Source organism: Paraburkholderia fungorum (assembly GCF_003610895.1).
GTDB classification, from domain to species: domain Bacteria; phylum Pseudomonadota; class Gammaproteobacteria; order Burkholderiales; family Burkholderiaceae; genus Paraburkholderia; species Paraburkholderia fungorum_B.
Window position 1 is genome coordinate 1 of the sequence record NZ_MCAS01000006.1, and the last position, 19,511, is coordinate 19,511.

General features: G+C 62.1%; 12 protein-coding genes. 8 read left to right on the forward strand and 4 right to left on the reverse strand.

Annotation, left to right across the window (positions count from 1 at the left end; genetic code table 11):
• Window positions 1-402: 402 nt before the first annotated feature.
• Window positions 403-1,770 carry a group II intron reverse transcriptase/maturase gene (gene ltrA, locus BCY88_RS07260; protein ID WP_120343410.1) on the forward strand — a complete coding sequence of 456 codons (1,368 nt, stop codon included), beginning with the start codon at window positions 403-405 and terminating at the stop codon, window positions 1,768-1,770.
• 153 nt (window positions 1,771-1,923) lie between these two features.
• Here the strand turns inward: ltrA and BCY88_RS07265 are convergent, their stop codons facing one another.
• A complete protein-coding gene (locus BCY88_RS07265; protein WP_074282891.1) occupies window positions 1,924-2,199 on the reverse strand; it encodes an oxidative damage protection protein in 276 nt (91 codons plus the stop codon).
• Between the two features lie 55 nt (window positions 2,200-2,254).
• Window positions 2,255-3,643: an amino-acid N-acetyltransferase gene (gene argA, locus BCY88_RS07270; RefSeq protein ID WP_120343606.1), complete on the reverse strand. Its 1,389-nt coding sequence runs from the start codon at window positions 3,641-3,643 to the stop codon at window positions 2,255-2,257.
• 23 nt (window positions 3,644-3,666) lie between these two features.
• On the opposite strand from argA, the gene hrpA reads away from it, so the two are divergent.
• Window positions 3,667-8,145, forward strand: a complete 4,479-nt coding sequence (gene hrpA / locus BCY88_RS07275; protein ID WP_120343607.1) for an ATP-dependent RNA helicase HrpA — start codon at window positions 3,667-3,669, stop codon at window positions 8,143-8,145.
• 256 nt (window positions 8,146-8,401) lie between these two features.
• Here the strand turns inward: hrpA and BCY88_RS07280 are convergent, their stop codons facing one another.
• Window positions 8,402-10,924: a YadA-like family protein gene (locus BCY88_RS07280; RefSeq protein ID WP_120343608.1), complete on the reverse strand. Its 2,523-nt coding sequence runs from the start codon at window positions 10,922-10,924 to the stop codon at window positions 8,402-8,404.
• A 607-nt stretch (window positions 10,925-11,531) separates the two neighbouring features.
• Between BCY88_RS07280 and BCY88_RS07285 the strand changes: the two genes are divergently transcribed.
• The 4 genes from BCY88_RS07285 to BCY88_RS07300 all read left to right on the forward strand — a co-directional run bounded on the left by BCY88_RS07285 (window position 11,532) and on the right by BCY88_RS07300 (window position 15,479).
• The gene (locus BCY88_RS07285; protein ID WP_120343609.1) at window positions 11,532-12,551 is read left to right on the forward strand and encodes a YVTN family beta-propeller repeat protein; all 1,020 of its coding nucleotides are present in this window, start codon (window positions 11,532-11,534) and stop codon (window positions 12,549-12,551) included.
• Window positions 12,552-12,629: 78 nt separating this feature from the next.
• Window positions 12,630-13,631 carry a sterol desaturase family protein gene (locus BCY88_RS07290; protein WP_120343610.1) on the forward strand — a complete coding sequence of 334 codons (1,002 nt, stop codon included), beginning with the start codon at window positions 12,630-12,632 and terminating at the stop codon, window positions 13,629-13,631.
• Window positions 13,632-13,814: 183 nt separating this feature from the next.
• The gene (locus BCY88_RS07295; RefSeq protein WP_120343611.1) at window positions 13,815-14,645 is read left to right on the forward strand and encodes an EI24 domain-containing protein; all 831 of its coding nucleotides are present in this window, start codon (window positions 13,815-13,817) and stop codon (window positions 14,643-14,645) included.
• Between the two features lie 30 nt (window positions 14,646-14,675).
• Entirely contained in the window at window positions 14,676-15,479 is an 804-nt protein-coding gene (locus BCY88_RS07300; protein ID WP_120343612.1) for a competence/damage-inducible protein A, read from the forward strand.
• Window positions 15,480-15,832: 353 nt separating this feature from the next.
• Here the strand turns inward: BCY88_RS07300 and BCY88_RS07305 are convergent, their stop codons facing one another.
• Complete coding sequence (locus BCY88_RS07305) at window positions 15,833-16,297, reverse strand: rhodanese-like domain-containing protein (protein WP_120343613.1); 465 nt, start codon at window positions 16,295-16,297, stop codon at window positions 15,833-15,835.
• Between the two features lie 438 nt (window positions 16,298-16,735).
• Between BCY88_RS07305 and glnA the strand changes: the two genes are divergently transcribed.
• The gene (glnA, locus tag BCY88_RS07310) at window positions 16,736-18,151 is read left to right on the forward strand and encodes a type I glutamate--ammonia ligase (RefSeq protein ID WP_120343614.1); all 1,416 of its coding nucleotides are present in this window, start codon (window positions 16,736-16,738) and stop codon (window positions 18,149-18,151) included.
• A gap of 208 nt (window positions 18,152-18,359) precedes the next feature.
• Window positions 18,360-19,502 carry a nitrogen regulation protein NR(II) gene (glnL, locus tag BCY88_RS07315; protein ID WP_120343615.1) on the forward strand — a complete coding sequence of 381 codons (1,143 nt, stop codon included), beginning with the start codon at window positions 18,360-18,362 and terminating at the stop codon, window positions 19,500-19,502.
• Window positions 19,503-19,511 lie beyond the last annotated feature (9 nt).

Genomic DNA, 19,511 nt, shown 5'->3' on the forward strand with positions numbered 1-19,511 from the left:
CATGTGCGCCCAGCATGGGCGCACTCCAGTGGGTGCAAGTCCCACCGTAAGTTGATCACAGCGAGCGAAGCGAAGCGCAACTGCGTGAGGGCGACCCGACGTGGGGAGGAAGCGTGGAGCGAAACTGCGAGCCGATGGACAAGAACCGGATAGAAGGCGTTACCGATCAGGGCGAGCGGGCATGTAACCGCAAAGCTCTCGTGATCAAGGGGCGGTGGCGTAGATCCGGCGGCTGTGCAGTGAAGGAGTGCGTTCTTACCTGGGGAGATCTCGCCTCATGCCTGAAAGGGCGACGGTGTCGAGCCGGAGCGAGAAGTCAGCAGAGGCCATAGTAGTCACAGGATAAGCCGGGGAGGCTGAAGCTGGTGACGAAGGGCCGAACGGGAAGGAGTGTTCAACGTCATGTCGATGCGACAGGTAATGCGTCAGATGCCCGTGCAAACGGGGCGAGTGGGAGTAGGGCGCGGTGAAGCCGCGCGTGTACCCGTGAGCGACGAAGCCTACTGCCCGCGGCATGAACTCGGGAACACAGGGTCAGCGCTGCTGGAAGCGGCGCTGACGAGAAAGAACCTGAAGCAGGCGTTCAAACGGGTACGGGCTAACGGAGGAGCCGCGGGCGTGGACGGTCTGGATATTGACCAGACGTCGCGTCATCTGGTGACGGCGTGGCCTGTGATCCGAGAGCAGTTGCTGAAGGGGAGGTACCGGCCCAGTCCGGTACGTCGGGTGACGATTCCAAAGCCAGACGGGGGCGAGCGCGAGCTGGGTATCCCGACGGTAACGGATCGGCTGATCCAGCAGGCGTTGCTGCAAGTCTTGCAGCCGGTTCTGGACCCTACCTTCAGCGAGCACAGCTACGGCTTCCGGCCCGGACGGCGTGCGCACGACGCAGTACTCGCCGCGCAATCGTACGTGCAGTCAGGCCGGCGAATCGTGGTGGACGTTGATCTGGAGAAGTTCTTCGACCGGGTCAACCACGACATCCTGATCGACCGTTTGCAGAAGCGGATTGGAGACGCTGGCGTAATCCGGCTGATCCGTGCGTACCTGAACAGCGGCATCATGGATGACGGCGTGGTCCAGCAGCGGGATCAGGGCACGCCGCAGGGCGGCCCGCTATCCCCACTGCTGGCCAACGTACTGCTCGACGAGGTGGACAAGGAACTGGAGCGGCGGGGTCACTGCTTCGCACGCTACGCCGACGACGCGAATGTTTACGTTCGGAGCCGTCGTGCGGGCGAACGGGTGATGGCGCTGCTGCGACGCCTGTATGGTCGACTGCGTCTGAAGGTCAACGAGACCAAAAGTGCGGTCGCGAGTGTGTTCGGTCGCAAGTTTCTGGGCTACAGCCTGTGGGTCGCTCGGGGCGGTGTAGTGAAGCGCAAGGTGGCGGCCAAACCGCTGCAGGCGTTCAAACACCGTATCCGTGAACTGACCCGTCGCTCTGGCGGGCGCAGCATGAAGGAAGTGGTAGAGCGGTTACGGTCTTATGTGCAGGGTTGGAAAGCGTACTTCCGGCTGGCGCAAACGCCACGAGTCTGGCTGGAATTGGACAAATGGGTGCGTCACCGGCTGCGGGCTATCCAGCTTAAACACTGGCGCCGTGGCACGACGATTTACCGGGCGCTGCGTGTGCTGGGTGCGCCGTTCACGGTGGCACAACAGGTGGCGGCCAACAGTCGTCGCTGGTGGCGCAATAGTGACCGGCTGCTCAAGAGTGTGCTGAGCATCGCTTACTTCGACCGGCTGGGTGTACCCCGGCTCTCCTAACCTCAACTTCCCGAACCGCCCGGTGCGGACCCGCATGCCGGGTGGTGTGGCAGGGGTACGGCCTCATGGCCGTCCCCTATGCCGATTGAAACGCTTTGGCCGCGGTGGCAAAAGTGGGGCCAAAGCGGGGTTCAAGCGTGATTCAGGCGTGACTTATTCGGCCGCCGGCGGCACATAGCCCTGCGCCGTATCCGCGCCTTCGCCGAAGAAGAACTTTTCGGTCTGCTTCATCAGATATTGGCGCGCACGCGGATCGGCCATGTTCAGGCGGTTCTCGTTGATCAGCATGGTTTGCTGCTTCAACCAGGCCTGCCAGGCTTCCTTGGAAATACCTTCGTAGATCCGCTTGCCGAGTTCGCCCGGCAGCGGCGGGAAATCGAGACCTTCGGCTTCCTTGCCGAGCTTCGCGCATTGAACCATACGAGTCATGCTGTGCTTCTCCTATATCGGTGTGGGGGCGGGCAGTCGCTTTATATGGGGTCGCTTAGAGCTGTTTCATCAGCACGAGCGACTTGCGCTGCCAGTTATAGAGTCGGCGGCGGTCTTCCGGCAGGTCGTCGACCGTGACCTTGACGAAGCCGCGCTTGAGGAACCAGTGTTCGGTGCGCGTAGTAAGCACAAAAATCCGCGTGAGGCCGCGTGCCCGGGCGCGTTGTTCGATGCGCTTGAGCAGACGCTCGCCGTCGCCGGTGCCTTGTGCTTCAGGCGCGACCGTCAGACACGCCATTTCGCCGATGCGCTCCTGCGGATACGGATACAGCGCCGCGCAGCCGAACAGCACGCCATCGTGCTCGATCACCGAGAAATGGTCGATGTCCCGTTCGATCTGGTGACGGCCTCGCCGTACCAGCGTGCCGTCGGATTCGAGCGGCTCGATCAGCGAAAGAATGCCGCCGACGTCGTCCGGCGTGGCTTCGCGCAGGCTTTCGAGGTTCTCGTACGAGATCATCGTACCCACGCCGTCGTGCAGGAACAGTTCGAGCAGCAGGCTGCCGTCGAGCGCGTAGGGGATGATGTGCGCCCGCGCTACGCCGCCGCGGCAGGCCCGGATGGAATGCTTCAGATAAAAGCCTGCGTCGCCGGTGACTTCGCCGCTTTCATGCAGCTTGTAGGCGTCGTCGAGCGACAGTTCGCGGACCAGTTCGGGGCCGTTTTCGCCGGTTTCCATCAGGCCCGGCGTTTCAGTCAGGAACACGATCTTGTCGGCACGCAGCGCGATGGCGGCAGCGGAGGCCACGTCTTCCATCGACAGATTGAATGCCTCGCCGGTGGGCGAAAAGCCGAGCGGCGAGAGCAGCACGAGCTTGCGGCTTGCGAGCGAATGGCGGATCGAATCTGCGTCGATCTTGCGCACCACGCCGGTGTGGGCGAAATCGACGCCGTCCAGAATGCCGACCGGGCGCGCCGTCACGAAGTTGCCGGACACCACGCTGATGTGCGCGTGCGCCATCGGCGTGTTCGGCAAGCCCTGGCTGATCGCCGCCTCGATATCCAGACGCACTTCGCCGGCCGCTTCTTTCGCGGACTCCAAAGCGCGCGCGTCGGTAATGCGCATGCCGTGCGAAAACTCGGATTCCACGCCGTGCAGGCTCATCTGCTCTTCGACCTGCGGTCGCGAGCCGTGCACCAGAACGATCTGGATACCCATGGCCTGCAGCAGCGCGATGTCCGACACGAGCGCATTCAGGAGCCCCTGATGCACCACTTCGCCGCCAAAACCGACGACGAACGTCTTGTTACGGAACGCATGGATGTAAGGGGCGACTGAGCGCATCCAGTCGACGAATTGCGCGTGCTGGGCGAGGTCTTCCGTTGCTCCGGCGGGGGCAGGAACACTCGCGGGCGCGGGGACGAGGTCGGTTTGGGAATTCATGCCGGGGATTATAATGCGCCCCCATGTCGAATGTACCCAAAAGTCCCGCTGCGGCGAACGAGAATGCAGCGCCGGCCGCCGATCAGGTGAAGCCTGGCGACGCTGCGCGCCGCGAAACGCCGGACGCCCACCGCAACACGCCGGAAACGGCGCGCGAGCCGCGCCGCAACGCGCCGGGCGCGGAGTCGTCTGCACAGAAAAAAAACCCGCCGCAGGGCGTGCGCCGGGAGGCGGGCGCGCAGGCGCCGAAAAACGCTCGTGAGGGGCACAAACAGCCGCCGCACGGCGATGCCGCGCGTAAGCAACCGCATGCCGGCGACGCCGGGCAACCAGCGCCTCGCAACGATGGCCACGCGCAGAAAATGCCGCAAGGCCCACGCCAGCCTCACGCGGACGAGCGGCGTGCCCGTTCCGGCGGAGCTCGCGAGGCGAATCAGCAAGGCGGCCAGCCGCGCCGAGACGCCGGCGCCCCTGCGCAGAAAACACCGCAAGCGAGCGGCGCCGCGCACAACGAACGCCGCGAGCCGCGCGCGCCGCGCGTTCAACGCGTGGTCGAACCGAACCCGATTCCGGCGATCACTTTCCCCGAAGCGTTGCCGGTGTCTGGCCGCCGCGAGGAGATCGCGCGCGCCATCGAGCAGAATCAGGTCGTGATCGTCTGCGGCGAGACCGGCTCGGGTAAGACCACCCAGTTGCCGAAAATCTGCCTCGAACTCGGCCGTGGTCTCGGCGCGGGCGGCAGCGGCCTGATCGGCCACACCCAACCGCGCCGGATCGCGGCATCGGCGACGGGCCGCCGTATCGCCGAGGAACTCGGCACGCCGTTTGGCGAAGTGGTCGGCTACAAGGTGCGTTTTAACGACAATCTGTCGCCGGGCGCGTCGGTCAAACTCATGACCGACGGCATTCTGCTCGCCGAAACGCAGACCGATCCGCTGCTGAAAGCCTACGACACGCTGATCATCGACGAAGCGCACGAGCGCAGCCTGAACATCGATTTCCTGCTGGGCTATCTGAAGGAAATCCTCGTCAAGCGGCCCGATCTGAAGCTGATCGTGACCTCGGCGACAATCGACGCCGATCGCTTCGCGCGCCATTTCGGCAGCGACGAGAAGCCTGCGCCGGTGATCGAAGTGAGCGGCCGGCTGTATCCGGTCGAGATGCGCTACCGGCCGGTCGCGGAAGACAGTCCGGCGGTGAAGTCGGCAGAAGGCTCTTCCGCATCGTCGTCGCGTGAACGGCCGAAAACCCAGCGCGAAACCGACCGCGATCTGATGGAAGCGATCGTCGACGCGGTCGACGAACTGTGCCGCGAAGGCGCTGGCGACGTGCTCGTGTTCCTGCCCGGCGAGCGCGAGATTCGCGATACCGCCGAAGCGTTGCGCAAGCATCATCCGCCGCATACGGAAATTCTGCCCTTGTTCGCGCGCCTGTCGGCCGCCGAACAGGAGCGCGTGTTCCGCACCTCGAACGCGCGCCGCATCGTGCTCGCGACCAATGTCGCCGAGACTTCGCTGACCGTGCCGGGGATTCGCTACGTGGTCGATACGGGCCTCGCGCGCGTGAAGCGCTATTCGTATCGCAACAAGGTCGAGCAACTGCAGGTCGAATCGATTTCGCAGGCCGCCGCGAATCAACGGGCAGGGCGTTGCGGCCGGGTTGCCGACGGTGTCTGTATTCGTCTGTACGAGGAAAGCGACTATCAGGGCCGCGCGCGCTTCACCGATCCGGAGATTTTGCGCTCGTCGCTGGCGTCGGTCATTCTGCGCATGAAGTCGCTGCATCTGACGGCGATCGAAACCTTCCCCTTCATCGAGCCGCCGCCCGGCCGCGCGATTGCCGACGGTTATCAGCTGCTCAACGAACTGGGCGCCGTCGACGACGACAATCAGCTCACGCCGCTCGGCCGTGAACTGGCGCGCTTGCCGCTCGACCCGCGCGTCGGGCGGATGATTCTCGCCGCGCGCGATCAGCAGGCGCTGAAGGAAGTGTTGATCATCGCCAGCGCTTTGTCGGTGCAAGATCCGCGCGACCGGCCGATCGAAGCGCAGGAGCAGGCCGACCAGGCACATCGCCGGTTCGCCGACGAGCGCTCCGAATTCCTGCAATGGCTGAAGATCTGGAACTGGTTCGAAGAAGCGATTGCCCACAAGAAATCGAACCGGCAATTGCAGGACGAGTGCCGTAAGAACTTCCTGTCGCAACTGCGCCTGCGCGAATGGCGTGACGTGCACTCGCAACTGCTCACCGTGGTGCGTGAGCACGGTTGGCGTCTGAACGAGGCCGAAGCGACCTTCGAGCAGATTCACCTCGCGTTGTTGACCGGCCTGCTCGGCAATATCGGCTTGAAAGCCGACGACGAGCCGTATTTCCTCGGCGCGCGCAGCATCAAGTTCTACCTGTGGCCGGGCTCGGCGCTGGTGAAGAAGGCCGGGAAGTGGGTGATGGCCGCGGAACTGGTCGAGACGAGCCGTCTGTACGCACGCTGTATCGCGAAGATCGAGCCGGAATGGATCGAGAAGATCGGCGAGCATCTGCTAAAGAAGTCATTGTCCGAACCGCATTGGGAAAAGCGCGCGGCGCAGGTGTCGGCGTTCGAGCGCGCAATGCTGTACGGCCTGCCGATCTATCACCGGCGGCGCGTGAGCTTCGGCAAACAGGACCCGGCGCGCGCGCGCGAGCTGTTCATTCGCGGTGCGTTGGTGGAGGGTGAGTTCGACACGAAGCTCGCGTTCTTCGCGCACAACCGCAAGCTGCTCGCCGATATCGAGCAACTGGAACACAAGTCGCGCCGTCAGGACGTGCTGGTCGACGACGAACTGATTTTCGGCTTCTACGATCAGGCCTTGCCGCAAGGCATTTACACCGGTGCCTCGTTCGAGCGCTGGTATCGCGACGAGGTGAAGAAGAGCGGCCAGCCGGAAGACAAATTGCGGCTGCTGTATCTGTCGCGCGACGATCTGATGCGGCACGAAGCCGCCGGCGTGACGACCGATCTGTTCCCGAAGCGGATGACGATGGCGGGTGTCGAGATGGCGCTCACGTATCACTTCGAACCCGGTTCGCCGCGCGACGGCGTGACGCTCGCGGTGCCGCTGTATGCGCTCAATCAGGTCGACGCGCGCCGTTGTGAATGGCTCGTTCCGGGCATGCTGAAAGAGAAGGCGCAACTGTTGCTGAAATCGTTGCCGCAGAAGTTGCGACGCCATTGCGTGCCGCTGCCCGAGTACGCGGCAGGTTTCGTCGATCGGCATAGTGGTCCTCGCTTCGGCGCGGGCGGTTTGCTCGAGTCGCTGATCGCGGATGTTCGCGAGCAGACCCAGGTCGCGATGAAGCAATCGGACTTCAAGCTCGAAACGCTGACGCCCCATCTGTTCATGAACTTCAAGGTCATCGACGAGCATGGGCGGCAACTCGCGATGGGCCGGAATATGTCGCAATTGCGCGCTGAACTCGGCGGCCAGGCGCAGCAGCATTTTCAGAAGATTGCGTCCAGTGCGGCCGGGGCGGCGCTGGCGGATGCGGGCGGCGGCAGCGTTGCGGCTGGCTCGCAGGCTGCCGGCTCAGCCGGCGCGGCGCCGCAGGGCAGGGGCGCGGCTGCGTCCGGTCCGCAGACCGTGTCGCAAGGCGGCGGTGCACCGGCGACCGCGCTCTACGAAAAACTCACGACGTGGAATTTCGGCAAGCTCCCTGAGTTGCTGGAAATTCGCCGCGGCGGCCAGACCTTGTTCGGCTACCCGGCGTTGGTGGATCGCGGCACGCACTGCGACGTCGAAGTATTCGATTCACCGGACGAAGCCGCGCGGATTCATCGCGCGGGGTTGCGCCGCCTGTTCGCGCTGCAGTTGAAGGAACCGATCAAGTATCTGGAAAAGAACCTGCCGGGTTTGCGCGAAATGGCGATGCAGTTCATGCCGCGCGGCACTCAGGAGGAACTGCGCGATCAACTGATCGACACGGCGCTCGATCGCGCCTGTCTGCAAGACCCCTTGCCGGCCGATGACGTCAGCTTCCACACGCGCCGCGACGAAGGCCGTAGCCGCCTGACCTTATTGGCTCAGGAAATTGCCCGCCTTGTCGGGCAGATTCTTGGCGAATACGCGACCGTGACGAAAAAACTGACGCAGGCGAAGTCGTTCACGGCCGCGCATGCGGACATACAGAACCAGCTGGATAGCCTGATCGGCAAACGCTTCGTAGTCGATACGCCGTATGCTCAGCTGTCGCACTTCCCGCGCTACCTGAAGGGCATTGCGCTGCGCATCGACAAACTGAAGGCCGACTCTGCGCGTGACGCCCGTCAGTTCGCCGAATTCCAGCCGCTTCTGCAGAACTACCAGCGCGCGCTCGCACAACGCGGCGGCGTGCTGGACACGCGGCTGTCGGAGTTCCGCTGGCTGTTGGAGGAGTTGCGTATTTCGCTGTTCGCGCAGGAGCTTCGTACGCCGATGCCGGTTTCGGTGAAGCGTCTCTATAAGGTATGGGAATCGATGCAACGCTGAGTGGCCCGTCGGGCGGGGGCGCCGCAGGTGCATGCCCCCGCGCCATCCAGGCGGCGCGGGCCGTAGGCTGAAACGTGTTTGCAGTGCGTTTGCAGCGCGGACAAAAAAGCGCGTGACACCGCTCCTTTTGGGAGTGACATCACGCGCAAAGGGCGGGGCCCTTTCGGACCCGCGCCTGCTCGCTGCGAGTACAGCAACGCTACTGACTTCCGCGTGACTAGCCCGGATCGAACCGGTCACGCGTCCTGCCAAAGTTTTACCAGTGCATGCCGGCGCCGACCGACGCGCCGAACTGGCCGCGCGAGTCAGAGGTGCCTTGCACCTTGTAGACCCACTTGCCGGTTTCCGACAGTTGCGATATGCCGATTGCCACTGCGGATTGACCGCCATACGTGCCGCCGGCAATGGCGACCATTCCGTGGCCCGGAAGGACCGCTTGAGGCAAGCCCGCAGCCGCCAGCGCCGACGCCGTGCCGCCGTACGAGTCGCGGCGAGCCGAGCGGATCTGGTCGTCGGTGTAGCTGTTCGCCTGGCCAACTGCGCCGCTCACGCTCTGCTGCAGCTGATTGACGTTGACCGCGTCCGTGCCTTGCACGCCGGCCGCAACGTTGGTGATCTGACGCTCCTGACCTGCTGCGCCTACCGAAACCGTATTCGCCCGATCCGCGACCGAGCCCTGGCCCAGTGCAACCGAGTTATCGGCGCTGGCGTTGGCTGCTGCGCCGAGTGCGGTGGCGTTCTGGCCGCTGGCGGTGGAATTTGCGCCGATCGCGATTGCGTTCGTGCCGGTGGCGTTGGCGCTGGCGCCGACGGCGACGGAATGCGTGCCCGAGGCCTGTGCGCCTTCCGTGTCGGTGTTGCCGTCGGCGCTAAAGAACGGAACGTTCGGATTTACGGTGATGTTCTGGACCGCGTTGCCGATTGCCGCGTTCAGTTGGCCGAGGTTGACGGCATCGCTTGCGTCCACGCCGTCGGCGACGTTGTGAATTGCGGTGCCGGCATCACCACCGAGCGTCACACTGTTCTTGTTGACGCTGCCGTCGGCGTTCTGGTCGTACATCACTGCGCCATCGAGTTTGGCGGCAGTCGCGGCCGTTTGGTCACTGACCGCTTTCAACTGGGAAACGTTGACCGCGTCGGTGTCGGCGGTACCGGCGGCAACGTTGGTGATCTGGCGTTCTGCTCCGGCTGAACCGACCGATACGCTGTCCGCTCGATCCGCGACGGAACCTTGGCCGAGGGCGACCGAATTGGACGCAACGGCGTTCGCTTTATAACCGAGGGCGGTTGAGTTGTCGCCCTGTGCTGTGGCGAGGGTGCCGACGGCGGTGCCGAAGCTGCCTTGCGCCCACGAGCTTGTGCCGGCGGCGAAGGATTTGTCGCCCGAAGCTACCGAGCCGCTGCCGATCGCAACAGAGTGGTCGCCGCGTGCGATGGCATCGTCTCCGCTACCGTCAACGCCCGTCGCCTTGAAATAGCGCGATGCGCTCGCCGTGGCGGCCTGCAACTGGCTGACGTTGACCGCGTCGGTCGCTTCGGTGCCGGCTGCGACGTTGGCTATCTGCCGCTCGCTCCCGGCCGAGCCCACCGAGACGGTATTGGCGCGATCCGCAATCGAGCCGTGACCTAACGCAACGGAATTGTCTGCATCGGCTTCGGCCATGTTGCCGATGGCGACGCCGCCGAACCCCGTTGCCGAGGAATTGGCGCCGATCGAGGTGGCAACCAGACCGGTTGCCGCAGCGCCTGCGCCTACAGCCGTTGTGCCGGTTTCGCTGGCGACGGAATTGGCGCCGACCGCTGTTGAAATCATACCGTCGGCCGAAGCGGAGGTGCCAGCTGCGAAGGACTTCTCGCCGGAGGCGGACGCGTTACTGCCAATCGCCACTGAGTGGTCGCCGCTCGCCGCTGCGTCGTCACCGCTTCCGTCGATACCCGCTGCCTTGAAGTAACGCAGCGTGCCATTCTTCGCGACCGCATCGACTTTTCCGTCTACGGCGCTCAATTGACTGACGTTGACTGCATCAGTCGCGGCTGCGCCTGCAGCGACATTCGTCACGCGACGCTCGTTGCCGGCAGAGCCGACTGATACTTCGCCACTTGCGGTGGTGGCTTCGACGGCTGTGGCGCCTGACCCGGTTGGCACAAATGCTGGTGTAGTCAGATCGGCGGTGGTGCTCGAGTTCGCGCCTAACGCGACGCTATTGTCGGTTGCAACAGTCGCGCCGTAGCCGATCGCTACCGAATTGATCCCCATGGCGTTGCTGTACGCCCCAAGCGCGATTGCGCCGTGCGCGAAGGAACCGGAAAGGCCGCCGAGTGCGATGCTGTAATCAGCCTTTGCCCAAGCCGCCGCTCCATTCGCAAGCGCGCTCGCCCCACGGGCGATCGAGGTAAAGCCGATTGCCGTAGCGCCTCCTTGGGTCGCAATCGCGCCGCTGCCCAATGCGACCGTACCGATGTCCAGCGCCTTTGCCCCGTCGCCGATCGCCGCTGAATTCACGCCATCTGCAAGCGCTCCGCCACCGGCGGCAACCGCGCCAGCTGCAGTGGCTTGTGCATTCTGAGTCAAGCCAGGGTATGACGGACTGGCATCAAAATAGTCAGTGGCGGCGGTTCCAGCCGCATTTGCTACCGATACGCCACCTATCAACCCTGCGCTGACCAGTATCGCCAGTCTCCGGGAGGTGTTGCGTTTCGCTTTCGACCGTGCCGTCTCCGACGTCGCCACCCACGTGCCCGTTGCCTCACACCAAACCGATTTGTAAATCTTATTCATATTTTCTGAAACTCCGCGGAATTACGAGCGTGGACGGCACGTGAAAGCATGTTGATTCGGAAAAGGCGTCATCGCCCCGATTTGTCGCGCACAAATAGAACATGTCGACCGCGGTATTTCCGTTGTCCGTTTTCCGTGTCCTGCTTAAATTTTTCGCGCGTCCGAATCTTCTGCGTCACGCCCTTAAGTCCACAGGATTAAGTGCTTGGGCGATGATCGGCGGGATTGTCAGACCTGGTGGGGAAAAGGCGGAATAAGCCAATTCTTAAATTATTGAAAATAAATAATCGGCTGTAATTAAATATGAATAAGTGTTTTTTGATTGTTAAAAATAAGGAATGGTCTTGTTTTGTCTTATGTGGTAATTCAAAATATAAGAATGTAATAATTTATAGTTTTGAAAATTTATTTGATTCGGTGCGGATTGCCTTCTGACTTTCTTACGTAAATCCGACGACGTGCCAGCAAGCCACCGGAAACCGCTGACAGAGTCATGTCCTTGCTCCTGTCGCGCTCCTATTTTCCGGAGCGTCAAACCGGTATCGACGTCAACCTCGCTTCCTGACAAACGTTCTACAATGCCGGTTGTTCTCTGAAGTGAGTTTTCATGCGCAAATTTCTTCTTTCCGGCTTGACCGCTACGTTCGCCGCAGGCGCAACGCTGGCCGCCGCCGCAGGTTTTTTTTCTCCGGCGGCCCACGCCAATAACGTGATCGTGCTGAATTCCGGCGAAGCCACGCTGAGCCTGATTGACGAGACCACCCGCCAGGTCGTCGGCACGGTGCCGACGGGCAAGGAACCACATCACCTGATGGCCACGCCGGACAATTCGTCCCTGATCGTCGCCAACTCGGTGTCGAACAACCTGATGTTCGTCGATCCGAAATCGGGCCAGGTGCAGCGCTGGGTCGAGAACATCGAGGATCCATACCAGATCGGTTTTTCGCCAGACCGCAAGTGGCTCGTCACCACCGGGCTGCGTCTGGACCGCCTCGACATCTATCATTACGACAGCCAGAAAAACCAGATGACGCTGGCTTCGCGTTTGCCGCTCGCGGTGATGCCGAGCCACATGGCGTTCACCAATGACAGCAAGACGGTTTTCGTCACGTTGCAGGTTTCGGGCGAGCTGGCGGCTATTGATCTGGCCACGCAAACCGTCAAGTGGAAGATGAAAGTCGGCAAGGTGCCGGCCGGCTTGTGGATGACGCCGGGCGAGAAGTACCTGTTGATCGGCATGACCGGGTCGGATTACGTTGCGGTGGTCGACTGGCGCAACCAGAAAATCGTCAAAACCATCCAGACAGGCAAGGGCGCGCACAACTTCCGCTCGCTGGCGGACGGCAAGCACGTGGCGGTGTCGAATCGCGTCGCGAGCACGATCAGCATCATCGACGAAGACACGCTGACCAATGTCGGCGACATCACCGGTTTGATGCCAGGGCCGGACGACATGGAGCTTTCCGCCGACAAACGCTATCTGTGGGTGACCTTCCGCTTCGCGAAGCATGTCGGCATCATCGACCTGAACACGCGTAAGCTGATCCAGACGATTGCCGTCGGCCGTTCGCCGCACGGTATCTATTTCTTCAATCGCGCGCCGGTCACCGCGCCGAACGGCGCTTGATGCAGTATTGATGCAGTATTGATGCGTATTGATGCGGCAATCAGCGAAACGTCAGGAATGAAGTAACAGGCCAGCACCATGTTCCATCTGATTTTTTCTTCACTCGACAGCTTCGTCTCAGCGGTGCAGACGCTGCTGTACGTCGACGTGGTGCAGCCGTTGCTGTTCCGCTTCGATTTGATGGGCTATGACGAAGATACCTACGACAGCCTGTATTGGGTGATCGTCGGCGTCATCGAGGTGCTAGCGATGTACGCGGTGCTGCGCCCGCTCGAGGCGCTGCGCCCGGTGGAGCGTTGGGAGAACCGCAAGGCCGTGCGGGTCGACGTGATCTATACCTGGATCGCCAAGCTCGGCATCCTCAACCTGTTTTTCTTTTTTGCGCTGCAGCCTTTCTTCGACACCGTCCAGGCCTGGCTGCGTCTGCACAACATCGCGAATATCGAGTTCGACAATCTGTGGCCGGGCGTCACCACGCAGCCGCTCGTTACCTTTGTGATGTATCTGCTCGTGCTTGATTTCGCCGGCTACTGGTACCACCGGTGGGAGCATCGGATCGGCGTGTGGTGGGAGTTGCACGCGGTGCATCACAGCCAGCAGCAGATGTCGCTCTGGTCCGACGACCGTAACCATCTGCTCGACGATCTGCTGCAAGCGTCGTTCTTCGCAGTGATCGCACTGGTGATCGGTGTGCCGCCGTCGCAATTCGTCGTGCTGGTCGCAATCACGAATCTGGCGCAGAGCGTGCAGCACGCGAACATTCGTCTGTACTTCGGCTGGCTCGGCGAGCGCCTGCTGGTCAGTCCGACTTTCCATCGCCGTCACCATGCGATTGGCTACGGCCATGAAGGCCTGAAGTACGGTTGCAATTTCGGCGTTCTGTTCCCGTGGTGGGACATGCTGTTTCGCAGCGTGTCCTGGAGCCGGGAGATGGAGCCAACCGGCATCCGCGATCAACTGGAAGGCCGGCGCTACGGTGACGGTTTCTGGGCGCAGCACTGGCTCGCCTTCGTACGCATCGCCGGGCGCCTTTCGCCGAAGCGCCGCCGCGCCGAAGGCAGCGACGCCGCGCCGGTTTGAGCGTTCTTCCTCCCACGCCGCCGGTTTTCCCGGCGGCGCGTCACGTGGTTTATCCTGTCCACGTTTGCGCGCATGTTCCTGGTTCGTTTTCCGATTTGCGTCCCGGTCAGTTTGACGGACGGATCGCCAGTTCGTCGCGCAGTTTCCCTTGTTCCATTGTTTCGTTCACCGGCACTGGCTCGCATGAATGATCTGTTGCGCTCGTTCGGACGTGCGCTCGCAAGCGCGCTCCACCCGCGCATGCTCTGGCTGACCGTCCTGCCATTTCTGGCAGCGACCATCGGGTGGGGCGTGATCCTGTGGTTTTCCTGGCAGACGCTGATCGGCGCTACCCGCACGTGGCTCGAAAGCTGGTCGTTCACGGTCACGCTTTATCGCCTGTTCGACTGGCTGGGTTTTTCGGCGCTGCACGCGGCGATCGCGCCGTTCATCGTGATTGCGATGGCGATTCCGTTGATTGTCGTCACGGTGTTGCTGCTGATCGCCACGCTGTCGATGCCGGCTGTCATCCGCTTTCTGTCGGCACGGCAATTCGCCGGGCTGGAAATGCGCCGCGGCGGAACGTGGTACGGTAGTCTCGGCCAGGCGTTGTGGACCACGCTGGTCTGTCTCGTGCTATTGATCGTCACGTTGCCGCTGTGGTTGGTGCCGCCGTTCTTCGCGTTGATTCCGCCGCTCCTGTGGGGCTGGCTGACCTATCGCGTAATGAGTTACGACGCGCTTGCGCTGCATGCCACGCCTGACGAGCGGCGCGCGCTGGTGCGGCGCTTCCGGTTGCCGCTACTGTTGATCGGTATCGCGAGCGGATTGCTGGGATCGCTGCCTACGCTGTTGTGGGCGTCGTCGGTGTGGTTGATCGTGCTGTTCCCGGTGATCACTGCGGTGACGATCTGGATCTACGCGTTCATTCTCGTGTTTTCGGCGCTGTGGTTCGGCTATTACTGTTTGCGCGCGCTGCAACGTATGCGCGCGGAAGAGCACGGCCCGCGGCATGCGGCGCCGGTTCCTTACTGATGAATTATTGACTAGGCGAAAGAGGCGGCAATGGCATTTGGCGTCATCATCATCGGCGACGAAATCCTGTCGGGCAGACGCGTCGACAAGCATCTGCCGAAGGTCATCGAATTGCTGGGCGCGCGCGGCTTGTCGCTCGGCTGGGCGGAATATATCGGCGACGAACCGGAGCGCATCACGGCAACGCTGCGGCGCACGTTCGCATCGGGCGACATCGTGTTCTCGACGGGCGGCATCGGCGCCACGCCGGACGACCATACCCGCCAGTGCGCGGCCGCGGCGCTTGGCGTACCGCTCGAGTTGCATCCGGAGGCTGAGCGGCTGATTCAGGAGCGCATCCGCGATATGCATCCGGCAAACTCGGCTACGCCGCTCGATCTGGCTTCGCCGGAGAACCGGCATCGTCTGAATATGGGCACGTATCCGCAGGGCGCATCGATCATTCCCAACGGCTACAACAAGATCCCGGGCTTCTCGATCAAACAGCACTACTTCGTGCCGGGCTTTCCGGTCATGGCGTGGCCGATGATCGAGTGGGTGCTGGATACGCAGTACGCGCATCTGCATCACGCGATGCCGCACGCGGAAAAATCATTGCTGGTCTTCGAGCTGCCGGAGTCGCGTCTTACGCCGCTGATGGAAAAGATCGAACAGGATTTTCCGGGCGTGCGAGTGTTCAGCCTGCCGAGCGTGGGCGATGCGGAGCGCGGCGGTGTGTACGCGCGGCATCACATCGATCTTGGTGTGAAGGGCGAACCGGAAGCGGTGGCGGCGGCCTTCGTGAAGTTGCGCGAAGGTGTTCACCTGCTCGGAGGCGACATTGTCGAGCCTTGAGGCCGTTGCGACCGGACCGCGCGGTTGATCTGCGGTTAATCCGGCTCGGACGCCGGATTTTATTCGGGCTCGTTTGTACTCGCGTCTAACGGACCAGAGCGGACCTGGAGCGGCCCAGGAGTGGACCAGGACCGCGCCAGGAACAGATTAAGACTCGGCGCATCATCGGCCTGTCACATGCAGCGCCGACGATGCGTCTAATTGTCCCGCACGCCGCTCGGCCTCTGCCACGCTTTTGCGTCGGTGCGCACACGTGTCAGGCGAAAGGCATCAATCTGCCGTACTTGCCAGTAGCCGTCCGCGTATGCAGCGCCTCCCGCGCGGACAGCAACAATCAGGCGAGCGCTCAGCGCTCAGGCGCCGATCCACGGCAACCCGCGAAAGCACCAGCCCGACACTGTCTTCCGATGCCCCTGGCCGTCCTTATCGCCTTCGAAGCCTTCCAGCAGATCGTAGGCCTTGGTATAGCCCGCCTGGGTGGCGGCGATCGCGGCGAGCTTCGAGCGCGCGGCGCTGCGGCACAAAAACAGCACGGGCGTATCGGGCGTGGCCGCCTGGCTCAGTTGCTGAAGGAATTCCTGGTTCGGCACCGCGCCCGGATAGCGCGTCCATTCCACATGCGCGTATTGTCCGTCGCCGATAACCGGCCGGCCGACCCAATCGAGTTCGGCACGGGTGCGCACGTCGACAAGACGCGTGCGCGGATCGAGTTGCAGCAGTTCGAACGCCTCGGCGGGCGACACCGCGCCCGCATAGGGCAACTGGTTCTCGGTGCGGCGTTTTTCCGCCTGGGCGTACAACTGTTCGAGCGTGCTCATGAGCGCAAACCTCCTTCGGACCAAATGATCATTCTAGCGCGCAGCAGGTGGCGCGCATGCCGTTCAGACGCAGCCCGCACCCGCGCGAAGCAGCGCAGCGGATGCCTGATCGTGGTGCATACTTATAAAAATGCACCAAAATGAAGACATCGATCGCGGCCCGTTCGCCTGATGCACTGATTCGGTGCGTTGCGTCGCGTAAAGATTTAGGGGCTGCATGCCGTTCGGTGCGTCCATTCCCTGCAAACGCGCGCGCAGGGCGGTTTTGCGCCGGGTTGGCGCACACATGGCACAGAAGCTGCTTTATTGGTGCCGATCGATTTGTACCGGCAGGCTTTTATGTTCATCCTCAACGATAGAGGGGTGGACGCGCCGGGATGGGTCAGCTAGATTGGGCGGCGGCTGAATCCGCCGAATTCGTTAATCAGGAGATAGGTTATGAGTAAATCCGTGGCCGACGTCATTCAACTCGTCAAAGACGAAGACGTCAAGTTTGTCGACTTCCGTTTCACCGACACGCGCGGCAAAGAGCAACACGTTTCGGTGCCGGTGTCGGCATTCGATGAAGACAAGTTCGAAAGCGGCCATGCGTTTGACGGTTCGTCGATTGCCGGCTGGAAGGGCATCGAAGCATCGGACATGTTGCTGGTCCCGGACGCGAACACCGCCTTCATCGACCCGTTCTACGAAGAATCGACCCTCGTGCTGACCTGCGACGTCGTCGAACCGGCTGACGGCAAGGGCTATGAGCGCGATCCGCGTTCGCTGGCAAAGCGCGCTGAAGCGTACCTGAAGAGCACGGGCCTCGGCGACACGGCCTTCTTCGGTCCGGAACCGGAATTCTTCATTTTCGACTCGGTCCAGTGGAATACGGATCAGTCGGGCTGCTTCATCAAGATCGGTTCGGAAGAAGCACCGTGGTCGTCGGCGAAGGAATTCGAAGGCGGCAACACCGGCCACCGTCCGGGCACGAAGGGCGGCTACTTCCCGGTCGCTCCGGTCGACACGTTCCAGGACATCCGTTCGGAAATGTGCCTGTTGCTCGAACAGATCGGCATCCCGGTCGAAGTGCATCACCACGAAGTCGCGGGCCAGGGCCAGAACGAAATCGGCACGAAGTTCTCGACGCTGGTGCAACGCGCTGACTGGCTGCAGCAAATGAAGTACATCATCCACAACGTCGCGCACACGTACGGCAAGACGGCAACGTTCATGCCGAAGCCGGTGGTCGGCGATAACGGTTCGGGCATGCACGTTCACCAGTCGATCTGGAAAGACGGCACCAACCTGTTCGCAGGCAACGGTTACGCAGGTCTGTCGGAGTTCGCGCTGTTCTACATCGGCGGCATCATCAAGCATGCTCGCGCGCTGAACGCGATCACGAACCCGGGTACGAACTCGTACAAGCGTCTCGTGCCGCACTTCGAAGCACCGGTGAAGCTGGCTTACTCGGCTCGCAACCGTTCGGCATCGATCCGCATTCCGCACGTATCGAACCCGAAGGGCCGCCGTATCGAAACGCGCTTCCCGGATCCGCTGGCGAATCCGTACCTGTGCTTCTCCGCGCTGATGATGGCGGGTCTGGACGGCGTGCAGAACAAGATTCACCCGGGCGAAGCTGCCGACAAGAACCTGTACGACCTGCCGCCGGAAGAGGATGCAAAGATCCCGACCGTGTGTGCCGGCCTCGACCAGGCGCTCGACGCACTCGACGCGGATCGTGAATTCCTGACGCGCGGTGGCGTGTTCACGGATTCGATGCTCGACGCGTACATCGAACTGAAGACGGGCGAGCTGCAACGCTATCGTCAGTCGGTGCATCCGATCGAATTCGAAATGTACTACTCGCTGTAAGCGGCAATGGCGCTTCGCCCTTCAAACGGCGAAGCGCTTTGCCCGACGCTCGCGATCGGTCACGAAGGGACGGCGGCGCCGTCCCTTTTTTGTTGGACCCGAATACGTCCATTCGCGACGTGCGCAGCGTGGGGGCAATGAAGCAGGACTGCAGGACAACAGGCAGTACACCTGATTTATCACCATCTCCTATCGGCCAGACTGCAAGATGGTTCTGAAGAATCTGATGAAGGCAAGGAAAGGGCACGAGCAGACGCTGTCGGACGACGCTCAGCTGATGAGCTCCGGTTTGCTGCCGGGCTTCGAGGCATTGCCGACGGTCGTGCTGGTGCTCGAAAAGCGCACGCTGCGCGTGGTGTTTGCGAATCCGTCGGCGGAATCGATGCTTGAGTTGTCGCGCAAGCAACTGACGCAGATGGCGTGGCAGGACATTTTCTCGAATGCGGACGAACTGGTCGAGACCATCTCCGCGATCGCCGCTCACCGTTTTCACGCAACACATCTGGACGCCGTACTCGAACGCCCAGGCCACGAACCGCTGCATGTGCATGCGATCGTCGGCTTTCTGGAGAGCGTGCAGGATTATGTGCTGCTCGAACTGTTCGAGAACGAGCGGCATTTACGCTCCGACCGCGAGGAGCGCATCAATGACCTCACCGCGGTCAACAAACAACTGATCAGGAATCTCGCGCACGAGATCAAGAATCCGCTCGGTGGGATTCGCGGCGCGGCGCAACTGCTCGAGTTCGAACTCGGCGAGCGTCAGCGCGACGAGTTGCGCGAATACACGCAGGTCATCATCAAGGAATCGGACCGGCTGCAAACGCTGGTCGATCGCTTGCTGGAGCCGCACCGTCATCCGCATATCGTCGGCGACGTGAATATCCACGAGGTGTGCGAGCGCGTGCGCCAGGTGATTCTCGCGGAGTTTCCGCGCGGCCTCACGATCGAGCGCGATTACGACGTGAGCGTGCCGGACCTGCGCGGCGACAAGGAGCAACTGATCCAGGCACTGTTGAACATCGTGCGCAATGCCGCGGAAGCCTTGCGCGAGCGCATCTCGCAAGGCGATGCGCGCATCGAATTGCGCACCCGCATTGCGCGCAAGATCACCGTGTCGAAACGTTTATGTAAGCTGGCACTGGACTTGCATATCACTGACAACGGCCCTGGCATTCCTGAGGACATCCGTGACCGCATTTTCTATCCGCTCGTGTCGGGGCGCGAAGACGGCAGCGGTCTCGGTTTGACGCTCGCGCAGACCTTCGTGCAGCAGCACGACGGACTGATCGAAGTGGAAAGCCGGCCGGGCCACACCGAGTTTCAGATTCTGCTGCCGCTCGACTGCTAACACCAAATG

Bases quoted from the DNA above. Each gene is read 5' to 3' on its own strand.
- glnA (WP_120343614.1), top strand. From the start codon at position 16,736: ATGAGTAAATCCGTGGCCGACGTCATTCAACTCGTCAAAGACGAAGAC.
- BCY88_RS07280 (WP_120343608.1), bottom strand. From the start codon at position 10,924: ATGAATAAGATTTACAAATCGGTTTGGTGTGAGGCAACGGGCACGTGG.
- BCY88_RS07300 (WP_120343612.1), top strand. From the start codon at position 14,676: ATGGCATTTGGCGTCATCATCATCGGCGACGAAATCCTGTCGGGCAGA.
- BCY88_RS07290 (WP_120343610.1), top strand. From the start codon at position 12,630: ATGTTCCATCTGATTTTTTCTTCACTCGACAGCTTCGTCTCAGCGGTG.
- ltrA (WP_120343410.1), top strand. From the start codon at position 403: ATGTCGATGCGACAGGTAATGCGTCAGATGCCCGTGCAAACGGGGCGA.
- BCY88_RS07285 (WP_120343609.1), top strand. From the start codon at position 11,532: ATGCGCAAATTTCTTCTTTCCGGCTTGACCGCTACGTTCGCCGCAGGC.
- BCY88_RS07295 (WP_120343611.1), top strand. From the start codon at position 13,815: ATGAATGATCTGTTGCGCTCGTTCGGACGTGCGCTCGCAAGCGCGCTC.
- BCY88_RS07265 (WP_074282891.1), bottom strand. From the start codon at position 2,199: ATGACTCGTATGGTTCAATGCGCGAAGCTCGGCAAGGAAGCCGAAGGT.
- argA (WP_120343606.1), bottom strand. From the start codon at position 3,643: ATGAATTCCCAAACCGACCTCGTCCCCGCGCCCGCGAGTGTTCCTGCC.
- hrpA (WP_120343607.1), top strand. From the start codon at position 3,667: ATGTCGAATGTACCCAAAAGTCCCGCTGCGGCGAACGAGAATGCAGCG.
- BCY88_RS07305 (WP_120343613.1), bottom strand. From the start codon at position 16,297: ATGAGCACGCTCGAACAGTTGTACGCCCAGGCGGAAAAACGCCGCACC.
- glnL (WP_120343615.1), top strand. From the start codon at position 18,360: ATGGTTCTGAAGAATCTGATGAAGGCAAGGAAAGGGCACGAGCAGACG.